Here is a 25,472-nt window from a genome sequence, read left to right on the forward strand (position 1 = left end):
GGATGCCTGCGCACCCAGGGTCATGCGTCTTTCATCCAAAGCAATAACAATCCTGCTGCTCACGCTGTTGCCGTTTATCTATTTCTATCCGGCGGTGCTGGGCGACGTCACGTTGCTGCCGGGCGATGGCTGGTTGCAAAACCTGGGCGTGCGCATCTTCATCGGCGAGCGGTTGCGGCACGGCGAACTGGCGTTGTGGAACCCGTACATCTTCGCCGGGATGCCGCTGCTGGCGAGCGTGTATCCGGGCGCGCTCTATCCGCCGAACTGGTTGTTCGCGGTCTTTGCGCCACGGCTGGCGGCGAATCTGGTGGTTATCACGACCTTTCACATTGCGCTCATCGGCACGTACCTGTTTGCGCGCAAGAGCGGCAGCAATCGCGTGGGCGCGCTGTTGGCGGGCGTGGCGTTCAGCTTCGGCGGGTTCATGGTGAATCACATCAGCCAGACTTCGCGTATCGCGGCGGCGGTGTGGTTGCCGTGGGTGTTGCTGGCGCTGGCGGGTTGTGTCGAAGCAGCGATGGTTGGATCAAGATGGCGTGCTTGGCGTTGGGTGGCGTTGGGCGCGCTGTTTATCGCGTTGCAGTTCTTTGCGGGCGAACCGCAGATGTTGATTTTCACGGCGTTGGTGTGCGGGTTTTATTGCCTGTTTGCGTTGGGGCAATTCAGCGATTGGCGGCAACGCGGATATTTTCTGGTTGCGTGCGTCGCGTTAGTCACCGTCGGCGTGTTGTTTGCGCAAATGCAGTTGCAGCCGTCGCTGGAATTGCTGGCGCAAAGCGAACGCAACGATCCGGGCGCCTTATTTTTTGCGGGCTATTCCTATCCGCCCTGGCAACTGCCCGCGCTGATCTTTCCGTACTTTTTCGGCGGCGCTTTCTTTGGCCCGTATCACACCGAATACTGGGGCCGCGACATTGCGGGGATTATGTGCGGCTACGTCGGCTTGCTGACGTGGTTGCTGGCCTGCGTGGCTGTCGGCAAAGGACGGCGTGATAGGCGCGTGTGGTTGTGGGTGACGGTGGCGGTCGTCGCGGTCGTGCTTTCGTTCGGCGGCTATCTGCCGTTCGGGTTGAATGAATTGCTTTATCGCGTGCCGGGCTACAAGACGTTTCGCGGGTTGTACCGGCATCAGTACGAATTGACGTTCGCGCTGGCGCTGCTGGCGGCGTTGGGCGTGACGAAGCTGGGCGAATTGAATGATACCCCGCGCCGCCAGGCCGCACGGTTTGGCATCATTGCGTTGGGCGTCGTCGTGTCGGTCGTAGCGGTGTTGTTCCGCTTCTTTCCGAACAAACTGGCCTCGTTGCCGTTGCCCGCGAATGCCAGCTCATTGATGAATCCCGAAGCATTCGTGCCGCTGGTTAGCTTTGTACTCAGTGCGCTGGCTGTTTGGTTTTATGTGATCCCTCAGTCCGTAATCTCCAATCTCAAATCTGCAACTCTGTTGATTGTGTTGCTATTGGATGTCACCGCTTACGGCCATTTCTTTCACTGGAAGACCGGCAAGTTTGACGTTGCGCAGCGGCTGGCCGATCCGCCCGCCGTGCAGGCGATCAAAGCGCGTGAAGCTGATCTGAACAGCTTTCGCCTCGCGCATTTGATGCTGTTGCCGTATGACTACACGGCGAATTGGCCGGCGGATGACAATTTTGATCGCCTTGATTACCCGAATACTTCGATGGCGCGCGGGCTGCAAAGCGTGGCGGGCTATGACATTTTGCGCCCAATTCGCATCGGCGAAATGACGGGCACGGCCAATTCCGCCATCGCGGGTTTTTTGCAGGAAAGCGGCAGCTTTGCCGTGGCGGATCGCGACTTTGATCTGCTCAACGTGAAATACCTACTGGTTGGGCAGGGAGGTGCAAAAGGCAAAGAGACCGGGACAACGTTTGACGGCATGCACTTCGCGCAATCGCCCTGGAATCTGGATTTCAAACCGGGATTGACGCTGACGACAGACGCGAGCGGCGTGGCGGCGACTGAATTGGCGGTAGTTTCGACGCTGACAAATTCAACGAGCTTGCCCGACGGCGCGCCGGTCGTGAAGTTGAAACTGTTCGCGCGCGATGGCCGCGTGATCGAACGCGAATTGCAGGCTGGGCGCGATTCCTCTGAATGGGCATATGACCGGGCCGATGTGCGCGCCAACATCCGGCATCAACGCGCGCGCATTTTTGCCAGCACTGCGGCGGGTGAGTTCGAGTCGCATCAATACTTCACGCGGTTGCCGTTCGAGCGCGCCGAGATCGAACGCATCGAATGGATGCAGGTGTGCACTGACGCTTCAATCGTGCTGTTGAATGTGGCGTTGCACGAGGCGGCGACGGGGCGTTCGACGCCGGTCGCGCCGTACTATTTGCCGCCCGAACGCTGGCGCAAGCTGGGACAGTTTGAGCAGGTCGCGCTTTACGAAAACCTGCGCCAGTTGCCGCGCGCGTGGTTTGTGAGCGAGGCGCGCGCCTTGCCGAAAGCGCAGGTGCTGGCGACGATTCGCAACAGCAAGCTGCCTGATGGCGCGCCGTTCGACCCGGCGCACACAGCGTTGTTTGATCTGGAAGATTTCGGCAGCGGGGAAGTACGCTTGCCGCCAGTGACCGCTGCGGCCAATGCCCGTGTGGAAGTGACGCGCTACGAACCGCAGCGCATTTCATTGACGACTCACAACGAGCAGCCAGGTTTGCTGATGCTGAGCGAAATGTACGATCTCGGTTGGTACGCATACATTGACGGACAGAAAACGCCGGTGCAGCGGGTTGATTACAACCTGCGCGGCGTTGCGGTTCCGGCAGGTGCGCAGCGGGTCGAATTCGTTTATCAAGCCCCGGCGTTTCGCAAAGGCTTGGGTTATGCAGCGGCAGGTGTGTTGCTGTTGTTGCTTGGTGGTTTGTTTTGTTGGCGGCAGACAAGCGGGCAATTGAAGAGCAGCCTTGCCGCAGATGAACGCTGAGATACGCCGATCAGTGCTGCTGTTCAATGATGTAGGACATACGCAGAAGCATTGTCACAGAGGCACGGAGTCACAGAGTTAGATCGGGTTGCAATTGCGTGTACGGGGTGGGACAGCAGGACGGTACCGCGCGCGTCAGCAAGCGGCGCTCGCCCTGTGCACGCAGAGGTCTCACGCGGCAACACCGCTTGCTGACGCGCGCGGTACTGTCCCGGCGCATGAAGTTTCCCGTACATGCGAGTGCAAACTGATCTGAGACTTAAACTCCCAGCAAACCTTCTCTCTGGCTCTATGTCTCGGTGCCTCTGTGGCAAAGTTTCCGGCTTTGCGTAAGCCCTCTGATGTTTATCTGATGTTTATCTGATGTTTATCTGCGGTTATCTGCGTTCATCCGCGGCTGAAAGGCTCGGCCACGGCTGCCTTCAAATACTTCCGAAACTCTTTCGCGACCATTCCGCGCCAGATTTCGCGGAACTGGGCGAAAAGCATGGCTTGGCGTTCATCCAACGCCGCCAGTAGCTTTTCGAGCAGGGCAATCTGTTTGCCTCTGGGGGATAGCCGCCGTTGCCGCGCCAAATCTTTTGACAACATGGCCCGATGTGTCACGCAATCCTGATAATCGCCCAGGATGTCCTGGCCGCGTTTGAGCAATTCGATCAGCAGCGCCAGCCGGTCGGGGTAAAATTCGCGCGTGCTTTCGGCGCTGTAACGCAGCCGTTTGCCCGAGATGCGCAGGTTGTGGATTTCCGCCGCCGTCGGTTCATCATCGGCGTTGGGCCAATGCGAATAGAACTCGTTGAGCCGCGTCAGCAAGATGCGCGTGGCGGTTTTGGCGGCGGGCGTGTCAGGGTGAACTTTTTTAACTTTGAAAGCTTTAGCCATTGATGTTGGGAGAAGAGGGCGAGGTTGCGACCGTCACCATTAGCTTTGGGACTTCGCGTTTGAAGCTCACATAGGTTTCGCCGGCCAGAAAGAGCAACAAGCTTTGAAAGCGGCGTTTGCGCTGTTGGCGCAGCCGTTCGAGCAGATTGACGACCAAAGGGCGCTCGGCGGCGGCCACGAGCGTGAGCTTTGGTTTTAATGAATCCAGCAAGACATCCAGGTCACGCACTTCACCGAGCGCGTCCGCCAGGCTTTGCAGCCAGTCTTTCAGTTGCTGGCGTTCTGCCTTGGTCCAACAGGCGGCGAAATTAATGAGCGTCACGCGCAAACGCCGGGTGGCCACGCGCATGTCATGGATGGCTTCGACGTCGCCCAGCCTAACGCCGGCTTCCTGGCTTAGGATCACGGCGAATTGTTCGGCAAAGACCCGTTGCACCATTTGCGCAGTGCTTTCCTGCGGCGGACTTGTAGCGCGCTCAAGCATAAATTTCCTGTCGGGAGGGAAAGTTTGAGTATGACAGAGTTTAGCGGCAAAGCCTTGTGACTGAGAAGGCGGGCGGAAAATTTCTTGGAAAAATTTGCGCGACGGGCTGGAAGAACGCCGCCATTCCGCATTCTTTGCTAGTGCCAGCAAGATCTGCTGGTGTTGATGAAAAGATCGTGGCGGTCCGATGCCGGTAAGAACCCCCGCTGCGGTTTGTTTTCTCGACTTGCTCTTTGGCCGTGGAGGAATTGCTTGTACCCAGTGAGCAGGCAATTCCTTCACCGCTGTCGCCTCAGCAAGCGCCACTCATCTTCTTTCCAATCACTACTCCGAAACAAATTCATCGCTAATAAATTGATCGTCGCATAGGTTTTTTTGCTGGTGCTGCGTATAATCCACGCGCGTCTCAGCAACGCAATCAAACCTCGGAGGACTCAACGATATGCGCGCAGATTTGGCCGATTGGATCGCCCTCAACATGATTCGTGGCATCGGGCCGCGCACCGCCAATCAATTGCTGGCAGAATTCGGCACACCCGCGCAGGTCTTTGCCGCCTCGCGCCTGTGGCTGGAAAAGCTCGGCCTTAAACCCAATACGATTCAAGAACTGCACGACTCTTCCATCCTGGAAAAAGCCAACGCCGAAATCGAACGTCTAGAGGCCTTGCACGCCCGCGTCATCACGCTCGAAGACGAAGATTACCCGGCGCTGCTGCGCGAGATTCACGATCCGCCGATTGCTTTGTATGTGCGCGGCGATTTGCCCAGAGCCTACGCACAACCGTGTCTGGCCGTGGTCGGTTCGCGGCGCTGTTCAACTTACGGCGTGAATACGGCGCAGATGTTGGCGCGCGATCTGGCTGCCAATGGGTTGACCATCGTGTCGGGCATGGCGCGCGGCATTGACGCTGCCGCGCATCGGGGCGCGTTGGAAGTCGCCGAGGCGGGCGGCCAGACCATCGCTATCGTCGGCACGGGGTTGGAAACGATCTATCCCAAAGAGCACAAAGGCTTGGAAGCGGAAATCATGGCGCACGGCGCGGTCATTTCTGAATTTCCGCTGGGCACGCCGCCGCTGCCGCAAAATTTCCCCTATCGCAACCGCATCCTCAGCGGCTTGTGTTTCGGCGTGTTGGTGGTCGAAGCCGCCGAGCATAGCGGCTCGCTCATCACCGCGCGGCTGGCATATGAACAGGGCCGCGAAGTGTTCGCCGTGCCCGGCAATATCACCTCGCAGACTTCGTTTGGCCCGAATTATCTGATCAAAGACGGCGCAAAACTCGTCCAGCAATGGCGTGATGTAGTCGAAGAATTGCCGCTCGACATGAAAGAGAAAATTCTGGACGTCCAACGGCTTGCCGAGCAGAAAGACGGCAATGTTCAGCCGCTGTTTCCCGCCGTTGAATTCAGCGCCAGCGAACGCCAGTTATTGGAAATTCTTTCCGCCGATGTCCCCGCGCACATTGATCAGTTGTTAATGTCCAGCGGGCTGGCCTCAGCTGAATTGATGAATGCATTGCTTAGCCTGGAAATGAAAGATAGAATCCGAGAGCTTCCGGGCAAGAGTTTTATCAAACGGCTGTAAGCAGCGAAGGCATTATCTGAAGTGAGCGTCATAATGGAAATTTGGGGCTGGGTGAGCGGCAGTGTCGAATGGTTAAAGACCCTCGTCTTTGGTGTTTCCGATCAGGTGATTGCTTTGCCAGTCTATTGGGCCGCCCCGCTGATGATTTTGGTGGGGGCGGCAGATTCCTCCCTCCTCTCTTTGCCCGAAGTCAATGACATCATCACCATCACGCGCATCGCGCATAACCCGGCTGAGGTCTGGTTCTTTCCGCTCTTTCCGGCCCTTGGGTCGGTGTTGGGTTGCTCATTGTTGTATTACCTGGCGAGACAGGGGCGCGATACGATTACGAAACGCTTCCACCCGGAAGCGATCAAGCGGGTCGAATTGATCTATCGCCGTTGGGGCTTTTTGTCGCTGGCGATACCGGCGCTGTTGCCGCCACCACTGCCGTTCAAGATTTTTGTGGCGACGGCCGGCGCGCTGGGCTATCCGCCCAAACGCTTTGCCGCCGTGGTGATGATCGCCCGCACGATACGCTATTACTTTTGGGGCTTTGCCGCGTGGGTTTATCGCGAAGAGGTTTTGCAGGCCTTAAAATGGCTGGAAGCGCATTTCGAGCTTATCCTCGGCGCAGTGGTGGGCGGCATCGTTTTCTTTTTCTTAATACGTTGGTTGCTGATGGTGATGAAAAGCCGCGCGCTCAGGGCCGAGGCTTCTTATTCGGATTGAACTTGTCCGGCAAGCTGTCAGCTTGCCGTTGTGTCGGAAGATGACCCCCTTCCGGTTGAATTACTAACTGATGTTACGCGGTGGAAGTTTGACGATTCAGTTTGACCGTGAAAGACGGCGGTTTTTGTGCGCCGGAGGCGCAAGGGACATTAGCCGGTGGTGGAGCGCGGCGCGGAACCACCGGACGGCCAAAGCGCAGCGCGCCAAGCCCTGGAAAGGGCGACAGACGAACTGTGGTCTAGCGCCCTTTCAGGGCTGGGAATCAATCCTGACGCGGTTCCGGTGGTTCCGCGCGACGCTCCACCACCGGCTAATGTCCCTTGCGCCTCCGGCGCGAAGAAGACTGCCAAATTAAAACTCAATCTTTTCACTGCGTAACATGAGTTACTAAAATTATCGAGATCGCAGCAAGCTGGCAGCTTGCCGCTACCGTTGAGGCTTCATCCTTGAAATCATTCGTTGCCAAACTCACCGCCTGGCTCAAATCCGTCCAGGCCGCCCTTATTGCGTTCGGCGCATTCGGTATCTTTACCATCGCTTTGTTGGACGCTTCCTTTCTGCCGTTACCCGGCGGGCCGGACGCCGTCGTGATGACGCTTTCGCATTTGAATCACACCCTGATGCCGCTGTATGTGTTGGCGGCAGTGTTGGGTTCGACACTGGGGTGTTTGTTGCCCTATTGGATTGGCTACAAAACCGGCGCGGCGGCCTTGCGCAAATTCAGCCCGGAACGGCGTGACCGCGTCAGTCAATTATTGGATCGGTACGACACCTGGGCCATGCTGGTCGGTGCAATTCTGCCGCCGCCCTTTCCTTTCAAAATCTTTTTGATTTCGGCGGGCGTCTTTCGCGTCAAAGTCTGGCGCTTCCTGCTGGCGCTCTTCATCGGACGTTGTGTGCGCTATGGATTGGAAGGCTGGATGGCCGTGCGCTATGGCGAACACGCGGCGGATTTGTTCAAACAGCATTATCCAAAGATCGGGCTGGTGCTGGCGGCAGTGATCATTGTGTTCCTCATCGTCAATACGTTGCGCAATCGGAAGAATAGTGACGACGAGGGCGGGGAATTGCCCGATGCCGTTTGAGCGTGCCGAGAAAACGTAAGCCGCAGATAAACAACCAATTTTATCTGCGGCTTGCTTCTTCAAACTCACTTCAGCTTCACCACTTTTTCCAACCACCATTCTCCACCCGTCTGACTCACCACCAGCGTCGCGGTGATGCGGTCGCCGACTTTGAGCCGCTCAAACAGCCGTTTGTCTTTGAGTGGAAACTTCATCGTCATCGCTTCCATGTAATCGGCAATCGCCTCGTGTTCGACCTCGGCCAGCGACAACTGCGGGTAGAGCGCATAGATTTTGCCTTTCAGCACATAGCGTTTCGGCGGCGTGCCAGGCGGATATGGTGTGGGCGCGGGCTGCTGCTCCACACGGCGTGGGACGATGCCGGTTGCTGATGGCGGCGGGGTGGGCGTCGGCGTTGGTTTTTTCGTCTGCGCCGCGCGTTTGCGCCCGGTTTGCGCAGGTGCCCCTTGCGTCAGGCCAAGCACTACGCACAGTCCGCCAAGCAACATCATTCGATAACAACCAGGCATGACTTTCTCCGCTTATTTCTTCCACGCCAGCTTGCCCATAGCGCGCCAGGTGGTCAGTTTGATGCCCAATTCTTTCAGCAGCGCCCGCGTTTCAGGATCGGTGAATGACAGAAAGTCGGCATGGCGTTGTTGCCACGAACCGGTGATGCCTTTGAGTTCGTCATTGTCCAAACCCAAATGCACGATCAATATCGTCACGCCGGGTTTCAGGTTGCGCAGCAAATCGTGATACGCCTTTTTACGTTCGGCAGCCGTCTTGCCCGGCACGCCTGTCACTAGATAATCCAACAGCACAAAACCATCCGCCTCGATCTTGCGCAACGCAGCCTCACCAATCGGCGAACCGGAGGCTTTGCCATACGCCAGCGCTTCGGGTGTCGCGCGCATCACCATCACCGGGATGCCGTACTCTTTGCCGAGCTTGGTGTACACGTCAAAGAAATCCTGCCGCGTATACAGCGTGCCCATGTGCGTGTCCAGGTGCGTGGGCTTGATGCCGAATTGCCGCGCGCGTTCGATCTGCGCGCGAATCTCGGTCTCAATTTCCTGCGGTGTCGCGTGCTTGGCCGTATCCGCTTCCGAACGCCACATGTAGCCTTCGGGGTCGAGCAAGCCTTTGACCTGATCGGGCGGCGCGACCGGACGCCAGCGGAAATACTTCCACTCGCTGGTCAGCGTCAGATGCAGGCCGAAATCCACTTCGGGATGCTCGCGCGCGTAGGCAGCAATTTCCGGCATCCAGGGGCAAGGAATCATGATGCTCGCCGAAGTGACCATCCCGTGTTTGAGCGCCTCCATCGTCGCCAGGTTGACCGCATGCGACATGCCCACGTCATCGGCATGCACGATCAGCACTTTGTCATCGGGGCCGAAGCCGAGTTGTTGTGCGGTGTTTTGCGCGAAAGCGGCGGGCGCGAAAAGAGTAAGTGTTATGAGTATTGCGAAACGAAAATTCATACGTTGAAACCTTTCCGTCGGTTGAATTTCAGCAAGGAAAGCTTGACCCCTCATGTGCTTACCGCTTGCCCGGCGGCCAGGCGAAAAAGAGCGCCGACACCTGACAACTGAACCCTGGCAAGAGCGGCGAACTGAGTTTGTCCTGCGCTCCCAGCGTGCTGACGTGCCGCAACCGCAAACGTGCGCGCCGGTAAATTTCGACCTGCCGGCCAATCCAATCTACGATCCAATATTCCTGTACCCCACGCCGCGAATAGAGTTTGAGCTTGGCTTTGCGGTCACGGTCTTCGTTCTGTTTGCCGGGCGAGAGCACTTCGACAACCAATTCGGGCGCGTGGCGGAAATGGCCGGAGTCGTCCAGCGCATTGACCAAACGTTCACGGCCGATCCACACCACATCCGGTTCGACATCATCGTCATCGGCAAAAACCAAACCGGGATTAATGACGACTTCGCCCAGTTGGCTTTGTTGATTCCAGTCGAACAGGTAATGGCTAAGCGCCGTGCAAGAGTATTGATGCTCAAAGGTGGATGATCTGGACACAAACAACTCTCCTTCGATGATCTCGTAATGTTTGCCTTCATTGCTGTCCAGCAGCAGCAAGTCTTCCGAGGTGAATTTCGGCGCGGCCATTTCCGCCTTCGTGGCTTTCGGTTTGGTAAGTTTTGGCGCCGGTTTCGGGATCAGTATGCGTTGCGGTGTTGCCATAGATACTCCTCGCTTACAGATTGCGCTTTTTCAATTCGCTGACCAAATGCTCGCACGCCCGCACCGTAATTGCCATCATCGTCAGGGTCGGATTCTGACAGCCTTGCGAAACGAAAGCCGCACCATCGGTGACAAAGACATTCGGTGAGTCCCAGACACGATTGAACGGATCGAGCACAGACTTTTTCGGATCGCTGCCCATGCGCGCCGTGCCGACTTCGTGAATGCACAGACCGGGGTTGGCGAGTTGCGCATTGCCGCCTTCGACTTTCCAGCCAGCGGCTTCGGCCATTTCGTTAAGCGTGGCGAACTGGTCTTTGGACATCGCACGCTCGTTGTCGCTGTAGCTGCAATCAATGTGCGCGACGGGAATTCCCCAGGCGTCTTTGACTTCTTTGTTGATCGTCACGCGGTTTTCCGGGCGTGAGAGCATTTCGCCGAAGGCTCCCAGCCAGAAGCTGGCCGGGGCATTGGTCTCACGCACCGTTTGTTTGAAGCGCGGGCCGAAGCCGGGGAAGCTTTTCAGGTGCGGATGCAGCATGGTTTTGTTGGCTTCGCCCTGAATGCCATAGCCGCGCAGGAAATCTTTGTGCTTGTCGAAGACATTGCGGAACTTCGGAATATAAATGCCATTGTTGCGCCCTTCCGAAAAATCGTAGCCGTATTGCGCTGTGTCGGGCACAGTGCCGGTGACGCTGACCGAATAAGTGTGATCCATCAGATGTCGGCCCAACACGCCGGATGAATTACCGAAGCCTTCGGGGTGTTGGCGCGTAGCCGAATTCAGCAGGATGCGCGTGGATTCAATCGTCGAGGCGCAGAGCACGACGACTTTGGCAAAGGCTTCGTAGGACTTCTTCGTCACTTGATCAATGTATGCGACGCCCTTGGCTCTGGCGGTGTTCGTGTCCACGACCAAATGACTGACGACAGCATTAGTGCGCAGCGTCAGCCGCTTCGTTTTCATGGCGGCGGGCAGCGTCGAACCGGGCGTGTTGAACATGGAATTGGTCGAGCAGCCGCGTTCGCAATGGCCGCAATAATGACAAGCGGCGCGCCCGTTGTGTGGCTTGGTCAACATCGCCACGCGGCCCATGATCACTTTGCGCTGTGGCCAGTTCTTTTCAACGGCCTTTTTTAACGCGCGCTCAGCGCAGGTCATCGCCATCGGCGGCAGAAAAACCGAATCGGGCAACTGTGGCAGGCCTTCCGTCGCGCCACTGATGCCGACGAAGCGTTCGACGTGTTCGTAGTACGGCGCGAGTTCTTGCAAACCAAGCGGCCAATCTTCACCATGTCCATCGCGCGAGGCGGCTTTGAATTCATAATCGCTCAGCCGGTACGACTGGCGGCCCCACATAATCGAACGCCCGCCCACGTGCCGCCCGCGAATCCAGTCGAAGCCTTTGCCTGCCGGTGTCGTGTACGGATTGTCCACGTCGTCTACAAAAAGGTGATTGCCGTATTCGGTGCAGGCGTAGCATTTCGACTGAATCGGCTGGCGCGCTTTGAGCAATTCTTCTTGCGGCACTACACCGCGATATTTCAGTTCATAAGGATACGCGACCATTTTGAAATCTTTGTCGGGGTCAAGCATTTTGCCCGCTTCCAGCAAGAGGACGCGCAGCCCTTTTTCGGTCAGTTCCTTGGCCGCCCAGCCGCCGGTCGCGCCGGAACCGACGACAATCGCATCGTAGCTCGCAGTTTTCGCCATCACTTTTTCTCCTGTTGGGATCAATTCGGAATGTTGTGGCGCACAATCTAGTACAAGCCACTGGATGGGGCAATCGCGGAGACGGCACCGGGCGAGACGGTACCGCGCGCGTGAGCAAGCGGAGATTTTGCTTGAAAGCCATTGTGCATTAGCTGACGTCGCCGCTTGCTCACGCGCGCGGTACTGTTTCGCTTGTGCTCTCGCTGCCTGGCAAAGAGAATGTCACTAACTCCTAAGCAGGATCACCAATTATGTCGAATTACACTGTTATCACTTACGAGATACACGATGCCGCCGCGCACGTCACCCTCAACCGTCCCGACAAACGCAACGCCTTAAACGAGGCACTGGTCAGCGAACTCAGACAGGCGCTGACCGCCGCCGCGCAGGACGAAGCCGTCAAAGCGATCGTCATACGCGGCGCAGGCAAGGATTTCTGCGCAGGCGCTGATTTGGCCCAACTGCAAAAAATCGCGCAGGCCAACATCCTGGAAAACGTCGAAGACGCGCTCGGCTTTGCCGAATTGCTGCTGCAAATGCGGCGCATGCACAAACCCGTGATTGCCGCCGTGCACGGGCGCGCGCTGGCCGGTGGCGCGGGGCTGGCTTCGGCTTGCGATCTGGTGATTGCCGCGCGCTCGGCGCAGTTCTGCTACACCGAAGTCAAAATCGGCTTTGTGCCTGCGATGGTGATGGCGATTGCGCGGCGTAACCTGACTGAGAAACGCGCCTTTGAAATCCTGACCACGGGCAAACTGCTGAGCGCCGAAGAGGCCGCGTCGTATGGTTTCATCAATCGCGTTTGCGACGATGATGTATTTGAAGCTGAGGTCGAAGCCTTCGCTAGCGAAGTCACCAGGGTCAGCGCCTCGGCGGTGATGTTGACCAAGTATCTGCTGTATCAAACCGACGGCATGACCTTTGAACAGGCGCTGCGCACGGGCGTTGATGTCAACGCGATGGCGCGGCTGACGCCGGATTGCCAACAAGGTGTGCAGAAATTTTTGAACAAAGCATAGCGACCACAACAATGCGGTACCGGGAGCAGTAGCGACCGGGTGAAGGCTGGCGGGCATTCTAAGCGCCGAACCTCACCCAGTCGCTACTGCTCCCGGTACCGCATCAAAGAGCAAACCTGAATGAGCAGTCCCGAAAACACGCTTCAGACAACCGCGACCACTGAACTCACCCCACAAACGACCCTCACCTTAATAGGCGTCGCGCTCGGCATTTTTATGGGTGCGCTCGAAAACACTATCGTCGGTACCGCCATGCCAACCGTCATTGCGACCTTGGGCGGGATCGAAATTTATAGTTGGGTCGCCGTGGCTTATCTGCTCACTTCGACGGTGATGACGCCGATTTGGGGCAAGATGGCCGATTTACTAGGGCGGCGACCGGCGATGTTTGGCGGCTTGGCGCTGTTCATACTAGGTTCGGCGCTGTCGGGCGCGGCGCATTCGATGGGGCAATTGATCGCTTTTCGCGCCTTGCAAGGGCTGGGTTCCGGCGCGCTCTTTCCGGTTGGGATGACCATCGTGGCCGATTTGCTGACGCTGGAAAAGCGCACCAAGACCATCGCGCTCTTTAGCGGGATGTGGGGGATGGCGAGTTTGTTCGGGCCGCTAGTCGGCGGTTTTTTGACCGAACATTGGTCGTGGCGCTGGGTTTTTTATATCAACCTGCCATTCGGTATGTTGGCGGCGGGGTTGATTTGGGCCAATTACACCGAACGCCACGAGCGCCGCACCAATATCAAACTCGATTACGCGGGCACGTTGACGTTGGCGCTGGGGCTGATGGCCTTGCTGATCCTGGTCGAACGGGGCAGCGTGCTGAGCCTGCCAATCGTGCTGGGCGGCGCGTTGGTATGTGTGGCGCTCAGCGTGGCCTTCGTTTGGATCGAACGCCATAGCCCGGAGCCGTTGATCCCGCTCAAACTGTTTCGTGAACGCATGGTGCTGGCGACGACGCTGCACGGCTTGTTTGCCGGGATGCTGATGTTCGGTTCGATGTTGTATCTGCCGCTTTTTGTGCAAGGCGTGTTGGGCACTACGCCCACGGCGGCGGGCGCGATTTTGACGCCGTACATTCTTTCCTGGGTCGTCTGTTCGATCATCGGCGGGCGGATGATCTTGCGCGTGGGCTATCGCCCGGTTGTGTTGACGGGAATGTTGCTGATGATGCTGGGGGCGCTGATGCTGGCGTTTGTCTCGGCGGCCACGACACTGAATTATCTGGCCGGTTCGGTGATCTTGATGGGCATGGGCGGCGGTCTCACGCTTTCCAGTCTGATGATCGGCTCGCAACATTCGATGCCGCGTGCGTTGCTGGGTGTCGTGACTTCGACGGTGCAATTCGCGCGTAACATCGGCGCTTCGTTGGGCGTGGGCATTCTGGGCGCGGTCATGGCCTGGCGCTTACGACACGAATTGGCGCAGGGCCGTAGTGGGGAACTCACCGCGCTGGCTTTGCAACACAGCGACATTGCCGCCCTCGTCCGCCAAACGACGCGCGCGGCCTTATCTCCGGCAGCAGCGCAATTCTTGCAACAAGCGCTGGCGAATTCGTTGCGCCTGGCCTTCATTGTGGGCTTGGTAATGGTGGTGATCGCGGCGTTGATTTCGATGCTGATCCCTGCTGGCACCGCCCACGACTTAGTGCACGAAGACCACCAGGCCGACGATGCTGCCACCATCGTGCCAGAGCTTTGATTGCCTCTGGTCAACTCCAAAGATTGCGCCATCACACCAAAGATGCACTGACCGCCAAGCGTAGCTTCCTGCCATAATCCAGCCGATTTGATCCTTTCCAAACCAGCAGCCGCGCCACGTCCAAACGCCAACAAGCTTTACTACATTTCGCCACAAAGTGTCCGTGCACGATTGACAATTATCTATGTAGAACACTATACAAGCAGAACACTAGCTAGCTAGCTTCAGGAGTTACTCATGGGCAAGAGTTACCTTTCGTATTCGGTCGCGGTCATTTTGCAGGCCTTGGACAATGGCTACATCTATGGCTTCGACATTATGGACATCACGGGTTTGCCGAGCGGCACGGTCTATCCGGCCTTGCGGCGCCTGGAAGAGAACGGCTTCGTGCGGTCGAAATGGGAAAAGCACGCCGTCGCGCAAGCCGAACTGCGTCCCCCGCGCAAATACTACGAACTGACCAAGGCCGGGAAAACGATGTTGACCGAAGCGGTCAGTCGTTACCGGTTACTGGACCAATCACCGCTCGCTACGCGCGAGCCGAAAGAAGCTGACTGAGCCACTGCGATGCCAAAACAGGGGCCTGCAAAAAATTGGGTTACACGACTGTCTTTGCGCTTGGTGCAAGTGTTCGGTGTGATTGTGCCGCAACGGCTGCGCGCCGATTGGCGGCAGGAATGGGAAGCCGAGTTGCAGTACCGCGAACAATTGCTGGCCGAGTGGGCGCGGCTCGACTGGCGTAACAGACTGGATCTGTTGCGGCGCAGTCTGGGCGCGTTTTGGGATGCGCTGCTCTTACAACCACAACGATTGGAGGACGAGATGTTTCAAGATTTGCGTTATGGCTTGCGCATGCTGCTTAAGCACAAAGGGTTCACGCTGGTGGCGGTGCTCTCGCTGGCGCTGGGCATTGGGGCGAATACGGCGCTCTTTAGTTTGGTGGATGCCGTGTTGCTGAAAACCTTGCCGGTGGGCGAGCCTGAGCGGTTGGTGTTGTTTGAATGGCTCGCCGGAAAACCCTTCCGCACGAATGGCATGCGCGGCACCTTTGACGGCAACCAACTGCCCGGCATGCGCGACGCGTCAGTCTTCCGCTTCGACACCTTCGAGAAATTGCGGCAGGCGCAGGCGGCAGGAAATAGCCCGTTGGAGTCGCTGTTTGCCTTCGCGCCGATTTACGAACTCACGGCGGTGGTGGATAACCAGGCCGAGGTCGTGTTTGGGCAAGCGGTGACGGGCGGCTATTACGCTGGGCTGAAAGTACCGGCGCTTTATGGGCGCACGCTTGTCGAGTCGGATGACAAGGTCGCCGCCGCGCCGGTCGTCGTGCTCAGCCATCAATACTGGCAGGAACGATTCACCGCCAATCCGGCGGTCATCGGCCAGCAGCTCAAACTCAACAATCACTCGTTCACGATCATCGGCGTGACGCCGCCGGGCTTCACCGGCTCGGGGCAGGTCAATCAGCGTCCGGCAGTCACGGTGCCGCTGGCGTTTGAACCCACGCTGCTGGGTGACCGTTCGGCGCAGCCCAAAACCGGCAAACCCGGCAGTTGGTGGTTGTTGGTGATGGGCCGTTTGAAACCGGGCGCGACGCTGACCCAGGCGCGCGACAGTTTGAATGGCGCGTTTCAGGCGCACGCCCTCGAAATCATGCCGCCGCCGCGCAAAGACACCGAGTCCGCCAAAATCGAAGCCAAAGATTACCCGCGTTTGCTCGCGTTCACAGGCAGCCGGGGCGCACAGGAAACGCGCCGGTCTTATTCGGCCACGATATACGGCTTGTTTGCCGTGGTCGCGGCGGTGTTGCTGATTGCCTGCGCCAACGTGGCGAATCTGTTGCTGGCGCGCGCGGCGTTGCGCGGCCCTGAAATCACCGTGCGACTGGCGGTCGGCGCGGGGCGCGGACGGCTGATTCGTCAGTTGTTGACCGAAAGTGTACTGCTCTCGCTGCTGGGGGGCGCGGTGGGCGTGCTCTTCGCTTTTTGGGGCAAGCGCGCACTGGCGGCCTTGGCCGACCGCGAGACGCGCTTCTTGCCGGAAGGCGTCGAACCCAGCATGAGTTGGCGCGTGTTGCTCTTTACCGTTGCCGTGTCATTGCTGACGGGCGTGCTGTTCGGGCTGGCTCCGGCGTGGCGTGGGACGCGAGCCGATTTGGCCGCCGGCTTGAAACAGGCCCGCCGCACCACCGGCGCGGTTTCGCGGTTGAGCAAAGGCCTGGTCGTCGCCCAAGTGGCGCTGTCGTTGCTGTTGCTGATCGGCGCGGGTTTGTTCATTCGCACACTGCGCAACCTGCAACACGTGGATGTCGGATTCAATCAGGACAATCTGCTGCTCTTTGCCGTACAGCCGCGCCAGGGGGGGTACAAAGGCGAACGGCTCGTGCAATTCTATCAGCAGCTTTTCGCCAAGCTCGAAGCCTTGCCGGGCGTGCGCGCGGCGACGTTCGGCGCGGTGCCGTTGATTTCACATTTCACCTGGAATGATGGATTTCTGTTGCCCGGCGAAACGGTCAAGGGGGCGGGCGAACATATCGCCAACCGGCAATTCATGCGCGAAAACTATTTCTCGACGCTCGAAATCCCGCTGCTGCGCGGACGGGCGTTTACGGCGCAGGATGTGGCGAGCGCCCCACAAGTCGCCATCGTCAATCAAACCCTCGCCAAAAAGTTTTTCCCCGGCCTCGCAGAAGGGGGCGCGCTCGGCAAACACGTCAGAGATGACGACGGCAAACGCGATCTCGAAATCGTCGGCATCGTCGCCGACACCAAATACAACAGCCAGCGCGATGACATCGAACCGTTGCTGTTCACCTCCTGGCAGCAGGAACTCGATAACATCGGCGAAATGTATTTCACCTTGCGCACCAGCGGCGAACCGACGGCGCTGACCAGCGCCGTCCACCAGGCTGTGCGCGAACTCGACGCCACCTTGCCGGTTACCGAATTCGTCTCGCAACGCGCGCGCGCCGAAAAGTCGCTGGCGCAAGAACGGCTCTACGCGCGCCTGCTTAGCTTTTTCGGCGGCTTGGCGTTGTTGCTGGCGGCCATCGGCTTGTCGGGCGTGCTGGCCTATTCGGTCGCGCAACGCACCAACGAAATCGGCGTGCGGATGGCGCTGGGCGCGCAAACGACCGATGTGCTGCGGCTGATTATCTGGCAGGGGATGAAACTGGTGCTGCTCGGTCTGGTGTGCGGCACGCTGACCGCATACATCGTGAAACGCTTAGTGGCCAGCCAGTATTTCGCCGAACGCTCATGGCAGCGGCAGATGGCCGATCAGCTTTACGGTGTCAGCGGCACCGATCCCGTGACCATCGGCGTGATCGCGTTGTTGCTGGCTTCTGTCGCGTTGCTGGCTTGCTGGTGGCCCGCGCGCCGCGCCGCGCAGGTTGATCCGCTCGACGCCTTGCGGCACGAATAGCGGCGGCGGTCTTTCAGCAACACAGAGTAGTTGGGAAGAGCCTGGCGCTCCGGTTTGCAACGTTTGGGGACACTCTCCGCCACACGCTGAAACCGGAGCGCCAGGCTCTTTTCATTTGGATGGAACGAAGGCAGGGAAACCGGCGGCCGCACAGCAGGTGCAAAGCAGCGAGGACTTACGCAAAGATTTGCCATAGAGCCACAGAGGCACGGAGAAAGACGGAGAACGTTGCCAACACTGTGAAAAAGCTCTGTGTCTCCGTGCCTCTGTGGCTAACTTGTCCGTGTCTTGTGTAAGTCCTGACCCAGCAGAATTTGCCGGAAAATATTTTGGATGGTTTCGGACTGTTCGGGTGAATTACGGTTGTAAGCAGGTGGAAAGAACCTACAAGCGATGACCAACCTAGAGCGGTTTGCAATTGCGTTTACGGGAGCGCGTTATGCCGGGACGGTACCGCGCGCGTGAGCAAGCGGCGCGTCAAGTTGACGCTACTGGCTGAACCGCCCAGGCTCCGCTTGCTCACGCGCGCGGTACCGTCCTGCTGCGCGGCTTTTCCCATACACTGATGTGAAAACCGATCTAATGACTGCTAACGATGCCGAACTGTTGCGTTTGATGACGGACGGCGATGAGCAAGCCTTCACGGCGCTCTATCGGCGGCATCAGGGGTTCATCTACCGGTTCGCGCTCTTGATGAGCGGGCAGGCGAGTCTGGCGGAAGAAGCCACGCAAGAGGTCTTTCTGGCCTTGCTGCATCAGGCGCATAGGTTTGATCCGGCGCGCGGTTCGCTTCCGGCGTACTTATGCGGCACGGCCCGCCATCACGTCCTGCGTTTGCTGGCACGCGAGCGGCCTTACGTTCAGCTTGTGGAAGAAACTGACGAGGACGAAGCCGTCCCCCGCGCGCTGCTCAAAGCCGGGGACGATCCGCTCCGCGATTGCACGCGCAACGAAGCCATCAAACTGGTTCGCCAGGCCGTCCTGGCCTTGCCCGCGCGTTACCGCGAAGTGATCGTGTTGTGCGACTTCCAAGAGTTGAGTTATGCGGATGCGGCGCTGGCGTTGGACTGTCCGGTCGGCACGGTGAACTCGCGGTTGCATCGCGGGCACGCTTTGTTACTTAAGAAACTGCGCGCGGCGGGCAAGCTGGACGCGGCTACGCCCGCCGCGCAAGGGATGAGGTGTTTTGCATGAATTGCCAGGATTTTGCGAAGACTGTGTTGGCGCTGGCGCGCGAACAAGCGCTGGATGCAGCGGCGCGCGCACAAAGTTTGGCGCACGCCGAAGTCTGCGCGCAGTGCGCCGCGCGTCTAGCCGAAGAACGCACCTTGTGGGCGGCCCTGCATTTGGTTGTCGCCGAGGTTGCCAGGGAAGAAGCGCCCGCCCGCGTCGAAGCGGCTCTGCTGACGGCTTTCCGCGCACAAGCTGCGCGCGGAGAAACGCCAGTCAGCAGAATGTCGCCACTGCATAGACGCGGGGGGCGGTGGCGTCTGGTGGCCGCCTGGGCCGCCGTGATTCTGTTCGCTGTTCTCACCGGCGTGGTGTGGCTCAAATCAGCTTCGGATAAACAAAAGCAAACGGCACAGCAACCGCCTGGGACGACAGCCAGCCCGCACTTGCCAAAAGAAGCGCCTGCCCCACCTCACAGCGGGCAGGTGGATGCGCCTAAACTGGCGAACGTGCCGGCTGGAGCGTTACGCCCAAAGCCACGACACGGCATGCGCCGAGCGTCTGGCAACAATTCGGAAGAGGCAGAGGTGGTCACGCAATTTTTCCCCTTACGCGAGGGCGAAGACCTGGCCGCGTTAGAGAGCATGGGCATGTTGCGCGTTGCATTGCCCGGTTCGGCGCTGGGCGAAGTTGGCTTGCCCGTTGCGCCTGACAGCGCAAATACATCCGTCAAAGCTGATGTGGTGTTGGGTGAGGATGGTTTGGCGCGCGCGATTCGTTTCGTGCGCTGATGGTACTGACTCGAAATACAAAAGGAGAACTTTATGAAACAGAAACTGGGACAGTTGTTATTGATCGGCAGCTTGGTCGTCGCTGCCGGCCTTACCACGCTGGCGCAGGAAAAGAAGCCCGGGCCGGATGACGCGAAGGTTCAGACAGATGGTACGTTCAAAGTCCTCGCATCCAAGTCGGCCCTTGGCAAAGTGGTGAAGGGCGCGCCCTATGCGGCGACCGCGCTCACCGAGAGGGTGCAAACGTTGAGCGATGGCAATCAGATCGTGCGCAAGAATCAGACGAAGCTTTACCGCGACAGCGAAGGGCGCACGCGCACCGAACAGTCGCTGGAAACGATTGGCAAATGGACGGCGGAGGGCGAGTCCCAGCAATTCATTACCATCAATGATCCGGTGGCAGGGATGAGCGTTAGCCTCGACCCGCACACGCGCACCGCGCACAAGAATGTCTACGCGCTGCAAAAGCCCGCGACCGCCGAGTGGCTTGAGAGCGTTAAGGCGAATGGGCGAGCCCTAACGCAAGCCGAGGTTGAAGCGTTAAAGGAAAAGATGGGCACAAAACCTCCGGCGGGCGAGGCCACGCCGCAGCTCATCCCGTCGAAGGAATCCAAGCCGTGGGAGTTGCAAAAAGGCATTAGTGGCGACCCACGACGAAAAGTAGAAATGCTCGGCAAGCAAGTGATCGAGGGCGTAGAGGTGGTGGGCACGCGTTCCACGTATACCATCCCCACAGGTGAAATCGGCAACACCCTGCCTATCGAAGTGGTGGACGAAACCTGGTATTCACCCGAATTGCAATTGATGGTGCTGACCAAGAGCCGCGATCCACGCAGCGGCGAAACCAGCTATCGTCTGACGAACCTCACTCGCAGCGAACCGGCCCGCGCCTTGTTTGAAGTGCCAGCGGATTACACGCTCAAAGACTCCGCGCCGCTGCCGCTGAAAAAGCGCGCGCCGGAAGAGCAATAATGACCAGCCACGCAGGTTGCCGGTTTTAGAGCGGATTTCAATGCGGTGTGCGGGAAACGGGCGGGACGCTTTGCCAAATCGTCCCGCCCGCACGGCACGCCGACCGGCCACCCCGTAAACCCAATTGCAAACCGAGCTACTGCGCGCTGAAAACGGTAAACTGCCCATCCGCTCCAATCCTGCGCCAACTCCCTCGCCACCTGCTCCAACCAGCCAAATCCAAATGCCCGAGCGCGCATTTTCGAACACGCCTTTTCAGCAAAGCGGAAGCGTGCTGCGAATTTTGATAACGCGCCAAAAAACTGCGGCGTGACGGCATTATTTCACACGGCCCGCGCTGAAATGGTTGAACGTTTGCCAGCCGTCGCGAGTAATAACCAGTAGCAGGAAACAGAGCAAAAGCGCTGAAGCGGACTTTTGCCGGGGCTTTGCTGGGATGCGCAGCCATCTCGCGCAGCGCTTTGAAAGCTGCGCATCCCGCCGTTTTGACCGGCGACTTGCCAACTTGAAACGAAGCTTGAAACTGAAGCTTGAAACGAAGTTCACCCGCGTGATTTCACGGTCGCGCCTGCGACGCCAGGCAACAGATGCTGACTTTGCCTGCCTACGCCTCAGACACGGCTGAACAGCAAAACAACGAACTGACACCGCCGCCGCCGTTGCGCGGTGCGTAAGGAGACGTGTATGCAACGCTGCTCTATCGCGCTTGTCGTTTGGTTATTGGGTCTGTCAGCGCTGACGGTTGCCGCGCAAACGCCGCACAACGCCCAGGAATGTTTCCAACGCGGGCAAGCCCATTTTGCGCAGGGCGATTATGCCGGCGCGCACGCAGATTACACCTGTGCCATCGAACTCAGTTCGCGGCTCACGCAACGCCGTCCAACTGAAGACCCGCGCGCCAATATGGTTGAACGCGCGCCCGTCGAGGTTGACGACATTCGGGTGCTCACGCCCGCGACCGCCCTGGCCTATGCCAACCGAGCGTTGGTGCGCTATCAACTGGCGGATTACGACGGTGCCTGGCAGGACTGCAATCGCGCGCTGGCCATTCAACCGCGCCTGGCCGCAGCCTTCAACCAGCGCGGCATGGTTTGGTGTGCGCGCCATGAGTATGAGCGCGCGCTGCGCGATTTCGACCAGGCCATCCTGCTCAGCCCCCGCGAGCCGGAATTGCGCAACAATCGCGGCCGCACCCGCATGAAATTGGGAGATGCCGAAGGCGCGTTGAGCGATTTCAACGAAGCGCTGCGGCTGAATCCGCGTCTGGCGCAGGTCTATTTCAACCGGGGGTTTGCCTGGCGGGCGAAACGCGAATTTGAGCGCGCCTTGCAGGATTTTGAACAAGCGATCAAACGCGCACCCAAAATGGCCGAGGGCTATTTTGGGCGCGGCGTGGCTTTGTGCGACACGCACCACTACGAACTGGCTATCGGGGCCTTCACGCGCGCGCTCGAACTCGATCCGGTCATGACACATGCTCACGTCAATCGCGGGCTGGCCTCGCTGTGGTTGGGGCACGCCACAGAGGCTGAGCGCGATTTTGCTAACGCGCGAGCCATTGACCCCGAGCTAAACGCCGAATTGGAAGAGCGCATCGCCAAAGTAAAAGAGTTGTTGAAGAAGTGAGGCCTTACTTTCCGCGTGACAAATGTTTCAGACACGGCGAGGCAACGTCCGCGCACCTTTAGCCTTTGGTAGTGGCGAAGTCCGGCAGGCTGCTGTCACCGAACCTGCCCCACCTCCCACTTGATTTACCCGCTACCTTGCTTCTTTGCCACAACTTGAATCGGACACCGTCTCGCCTTCGTCGGAACGCACAACATTGAGACGGCGCGCCGGTACGGAACCGGGAGCGATAGCGACCGGGTGCTGTCGGAGCGCGCCTTCCAGCGGCCACCCGGTCGTTATCGCTCCCGGTTCCGTACCAATGTTGTCTGGTTTGATTTAGAAGCAAACCCTTCAAAAAAAAAATACGGCTGCGACCTTGACCGCTTATCTCACCCTATGTAGAATCCTTGCTAGATAGAATCTTCACTAGATAGGATGCTATCTTGAAACTGCTTTGAAGGAGTTCACGATGGGCAAAGGATTTCTTACATACGCCAGCGCCGCCATTCTGCAAGCGGTGGCCAATGGCTATCTCTACGGCTTCGACATCATAGACATCACCGGCCTGCCGGGCGGGACGGTTTACCCGGCGCTGCGGCGGCTGGAAGACGCGGGCTATCTCACCTCGAAGTGGGAAAAGCCGAGCATCGCGCAAGCCGAGCCGCGCCCGGCGCGCAAGTATTACGAGCTGACGCGCCCGGGTAGGGAAGTCCTGGCCGAAGCCGTCAAACGCTACCGGCTGTTGGAGCAGGTGCAACCAACCAAAGAGCGCGACCCGAAACCGTCTCGCGCGTGAGGGGCAAACCATGCCGTTGTTTACCTGCCACCAACGACCTTTCAGCAAACCGCACCTCTGGCTGATCACCCTTGTCGGCCTGATCGTGCCGCGCCGCTTGCGCGCCGATTGGCGGCAGGAGTGGGAAGCGGAGTTGCAATACCGCGCAGAAATGCTGGCGGAGTGGGACCGGCTCACCTGGCAAAACAAACTTGATCTGTTGCGGCGCAGCACGAGTGCGTTTTGGGATGCGCTGGTGCTGCAACCGAAACGATGGGAGGACGAAATGATCCAAGACCTACGATTTGCAGTGCGAATGCTGCTCAAGCACAAAGGCTTCACAGCGGTGGCGGTGCTCTCGTTGGGGCTGGGCATTGGCGCGAATACGATTGTCTTTAGTCTGGTGAACGCATTGTTTTTCAGTGCGCCGTCCGGGGTCGCGGCTGCGGAGCAACTCGTTGGGGCTTGTGCGCTTAATACTGCGCAACACAGGCTTGCCCCGCAAAACATTCGTTACCCCGATTACCTGCACTACCGTGATCACAATACAGTCTTTTCCGGCCTGGCCGGTTACTTCAGCGCGCACTTAGCGGATGGAGATTTCGCGGCGGAGGTGCAGGCGCAGGTGATTTCCGAAAGTTACTTCACGGTTCTCGGCGTGCGCCCTTTGCTCGGTCGTTACTTCTTGCCCGAAGAAAACCGCATTCCCGGCAGGAACCCCGTGGCTGTGCTGAGCTATGCCTTTTGGCAGCGGCGCTTTAACGGCGATGCACGCTGCATCGGGCAGACGTTGAAACTGAATGGCGTGACCTTCACGGTTGTCGGCATCGCGCCCCAGGACTTTCACGGCGTGTGGGTCGGAAACACTTATGACGTTTGGATTCCGACGATGATGGCGCAGGCCGCCTACCGTGACGTAAACATTCTCAGCCGCGACAGCGCCGAACTGGAGTTGGTTGGGCGTTTGAAATCAACCGCGACGCGCGAACAAGCGCAGGCGGAAATGACCACCCTCGCGCGCCAATTGGAAGCCAGCTATCCCGCAACCAACAAAGACGCCGGGGTGCAGCTATACGAGTTGAAAGGATTGCATCCCATCTTTCGGGACGAGCAAGCAGAATTGCCGCGCGTGCTGGCCGTGACGGTGCTGTGTCTGTTGCTGATTGCCTGTGCCAATCTGGCAGGATTGCTACTGGCGCGCGGCGCGACGCGGCAGAAAGAGATTGCGATTCGTCTGGCATTGGGTTCGAGCCGGGCGCGTTTGATGCGGCAATTGCTGACTGAGAGCGTGTTGCTTTCTCTGTTGGGCGGGTTGGTTGGCTGGGCGCTGGCTGCGGCGGCGAGCGGGCTGGTCGGCGATTTCTATTTTTCCGAAGTGGAAGGCGTCAAGCCATTTCACGAACTTCACTTTGACGGGCAGGTTTTTCTTTTCAGCTTTTTGCTGGCGGGATTGACCGGCATGCTGTTTGGCTTGATTCCGGCGCTGCAAGCTTCCCGCCCGGCGCTTGTGCCTGCGCTTAAAGACGACGCTTCCGCCTTTGGGTATCGGCGCTCCCGCTTGCGCGCCGCGTTTCTGGTCGTACAGGTTGCCTTATCCGTAGTCCTGCTGGTTGCCGCCGGGTTGATGCTTCAGAGCTTGCGCAACCTCAAATGGGACGCTGGCTTTGACGCGCGCAATGTTGTCTTCATCCGCATGAAGCCTCACCTCAGCGGCTACGATCAGCAGCAAGCACAAGTCTACTTTCAGAATGTACAGCGGCGGGTGGCGTCGCTAGCGGGCGTGCAATCAGTCGCGTTTGCCGGCTATCCGCCGCTGCGCAATTGGGGCGGCGACGCTTCAGTGGTGTTGCCCGGAGAACAGTTTGCCAATGAAAAAGACAAACGCCAGGTGAAGCAAAACAAGGTTGCTCCTGGATTCTTTGAAACGCTGCGCATCCCGTTATTGCAAGGCCGCGACTTTACCAACCAGGACAGGCAGGAAGGGCGGCGCGCCGTCATTATCAATGAGACGCTCGCCCGGCAGTTGTGGCCGAAGCAGGATGCGGTCGGTCAGTCCGTCCTGGTCGAGGATCAGCCCTGTGAAGTCGTCGGCGTTGCCCGGTACAACAATTTTCGCCAAAGCGGCGAGCCTGCTGAAGCCTACATCTTTCGCGCTGATTTCGGTGGCAATCGCATGCTGGTGCGGTTGCAGGGCGATCCGCGCGGAATGCTCCCACGGTTGCGGCAAGAGATTCTGGCTGTTGATCCGAACGTCGCCATCAGTGAAGCGTTGCCGTTGACGGAGATGGTGCAAAACTTTCGGCTCATGTGTAACCAGTTTGCATCGTTGCTGTCCGGCACATTCGTCGAATGAGCATCGCATTGATGCGTTTGGCGTTGTACATGGCTTCATAGGTCGCCACGTAGTCTTTGAGATAACGCTTGTGGACACCG

The 25,472-nt window shown here is 58.5% G+C and carries 20 protein-coding genes; 14 read left to right on the forward strand and 6 right to left on the reverse strand.

Annotated features, from left to right (window positions below; all coding sequences use genetic code 11):
- The first annotated feature begins 22 nt into the window (after positions 1-22).
- Positions 23-2,950 (forward strand): YfhO family protein, encoded by a 2,928-nt coding sequence (locus HY011_20805; GenBank protein ID MBI3425381.1) that lies wholly within the window; start codon positions 23-25, stop codon positions 2,948-2,950.
- 387 nt (positions 2,951-3,337) lie between these two features.
- On the opposite strand, the gene HY011_20810 is transcribed toward HY011_20805, so the two are convergent.
- Entirely contained in the window at positions 3,338-3,832 is a 495-nt protein-coding gene (locus tag HY011_20810; GenBank protein MBI3425382.1) for a CHAD domain-containing protein, read from the reverse strand.
- Positions 3,825-4,622: a CHAD domain-containing protein gene (locus tag HY011_20815; protein MBI3425383.1), complete on the reverse strand. Its 798-nt coding sequence runs from the start codon at positions 4,620-4,622 to the stop codon at positions 3,825-3,827. The genes HY011_20810 and HY011_20815 overlap by 8 nt, the downstream gene beginning before the upstream one ends.
- A 136-nt stretch (positions 4,623-4,758) precedes the next feature.
- On the opposite strand from HY011_20815, the gene dprA reads away from it, so the two are divergent.
- From dprA to HY011_20830, 3 genes are all read left to right on the forward strand, one after another.
- Positions 4,759-5,901: a DNA-protecting protein DprA gene (gene dprA, locus HY011_20820; protein MBI3425384.1), complete on the forward strand. Its 1,143-nt coding sequence runs from the start codon at positions 4,759-4,761 to the stop codon at positions 5,899-5,901.
- A gap of 33 nt (positions 5,902-5,934) precedes the next feature.
- Entirely contained in the window at positions 5,935-6,612 is a 678-nt protein-coding gene (locus tag HY011_20825; protein ID MBI3425385.1) for a VTT domain-containing protein, read from the forward strand.
- 446 nt (positions 6,613-7,058) lie between these two features.
- On the forward strand, positions 7,059-7,697 hold the full coding sequence (locus tag HY011_20830; protein MBI3425386.1) for a DedA family protein: 639 nt from the start codon (positions 7,059-7,061) through the stop codon (positions 7,695-7,697).
- Positions 7,698-7,762: 65 nt separating this feature from the next.
- On the opposite strand, the gene HY011_20835 is transcribed toward HY011_20830, so the two are convergent.
- From HY011_20835 to HY011_20850, 4 genes are all read right to left on the reverse strand, one after another.
- Positions 7,763-8,206, reverse strand: a complete 444-nt coding sequence (locus tag HY011_20835) for a copper-binding protein (GenBank protein MBI3425387.1) — start codon at positions 8,204-8,206, stop codon at positions 7,763-7,765.
- Between the two features lie 12 nt (positions 8,207-8,218).
- Positions 8,219-9,163, reverse strand: coding sequence for a polysaccharide deacetylase family protein (locus tag HY011_20840; protein MBI3425388.1), 945 nt, complete (start codon positions 9,161-9,163; stop codon positions 8,219-8,221).
- A 58-nt stretch (positions 9,164-9,221) separates the two neighbouring features.
- Complete coding sequence (locus HY011_20845) at positions 9,222-9,797, reverse strand: Uma2 family endonuclease (protein ID MBI3425389.1); 576 nt, start codon at positions 9,795-9,797, stop codon at positions 9,222-9,224.
- An 88-nt stretch (positions 9,798-9,885) separates the two neighbouring features.
- Positions 9,886-11,586, reverse strand: a complete 1,701-nt coding sequence (locus tag HY011_20850; GenBank protein MBI3425390.1) for a GMC family oxidoreductase — start codon at positions 11,584-11,586, stop codon at positions 9,886-9,888.
- A 251-nt stretch (positions 11,587-11,837) separates the two neighbouring features.
- Here HY011_20850 and HY011_20855 point away from each other — a divergent pair, with 251 nt between their 5' ends.
- The 10 genes from HY011_20855 to HY011_20900 all read left to right on the forward strand — a co-directional run bounded on the left by HY011_20855 (position 11,838) and on the right by HY011_20900 (position 25,392).
- Positions 11,838-12,605, forward strand: coding sequence for an enoyl-CoA hydratase/isomerase family protein (locus HY011_20855; GenBank protein MBI3425391.1), 768 nt, complete (start codon positions 11,838-11,840; stop codon positions 12,603-12,605).
- 120 nt (positions 12,606-12,725) lie between these two features.
- A complete protein-coding gene (locus HY011_20860; protein MBI3425392.1) occupies positions 12,726-14,300 on the forward strand; it encodes an MFS transporter in 1,575 nt (524 codons plus the stop codon).
- 237 nt (positions 14,301-14,537) lie between these two features.
- Complete coding sequence (locus tag HY011_20865; protein MBI3425393.1) at positions 14,538-14,858, forward strand: helix-turn-helix transcriptional regulator; 321 nt, start codon at positions 14,538-14,540, stop codon at positions 14,856-14,858.
- Between the two features lie 9 nt (positions 14,859-14,867).
- Entirely contained in the window at positions 14,868-17,723 is a 2,856-nt protein-coding gene (locus HY011_20870; GenBank protein ID MBI3425394.1) for an ABC transporter permease, read from the forward strand.
- Positions 17,724-18,305: 582 nt separating this feature from the next.
- Positions 18,306-18,917: an RNA polymerase sigma factor gene (locus HY011_20875; GenBank protein MBI3425395.1), complete on the forward strand. Its 612-nt coding sequence runs from the start codon at positions 18,306-18,308 to the stop codon at positions 18,915-18,917.
- On the forward strand, positions 18,914-19,684 hold the full coding sequence (locus HY011_20880; GenBank protein ID MBI3425396.1) for a hypothetical protein: 771 nt from the start codon (positions 18,914-18,916) through the stop codon (positions 19,682-19,684). The genes HY011_20875 and HY011_20880 overlap by 4 nt, the downstream gene beginning before the upstream one ends.
- A 33-nt stretch (positions 19,685-19,717) precedes the next feature.
- Complete coding sequence (locus HY011_20885; protein MBI3425397.1) at positions 19,718-20,656, forward strand: hypothetical protein; 939 nt, start codon at positions 19,718-19,720, stop codon at positions 20,654-20,656.
- Between the two features lie 684 nt (positions 20,657-21,340).
- Entirely contained in the window at positions 21,341-22,282 is a 942-nt protein-coding gene (locus HY011_20890; protein MBI3425398.1) for a tetratricopeptide repeat protein, read from the forward strand.
- Positions 22,283-22,733: 451 nt separating this feature from the next.
- Positions 22,734-23,060, forward strand: a complete 327-nt coding sequence (locus tag HY011_20895) for a helix-turn-helix transcriptional regulator (GenBank protein ID MBI3425399.1) — start codon at positions 22,734-22,736, stop codon at positions 23,058-23,060.
- A 10-nt stretch (positions 23,061-23,070) separates the two neighbouring features.
- A complete protein-coding gene (locus HY011_20900) occupies positions 23,071-25,392 on the forward strand; it encodes an ABC transporter permease (protein ID MBI3425400.1) in 2,322 nt (773 codons plus the stop codon).
- Positions 25,393-25,472 lie beyond the last annotated feature (80 nt).

This window comes from Acidobacteriota bacterium, assembly GCA_016196035.1.
GTDB lineage: Bacteria > Acidobacteriota > Blastocatellia > RBC074 > RBC074 > JACPYM01.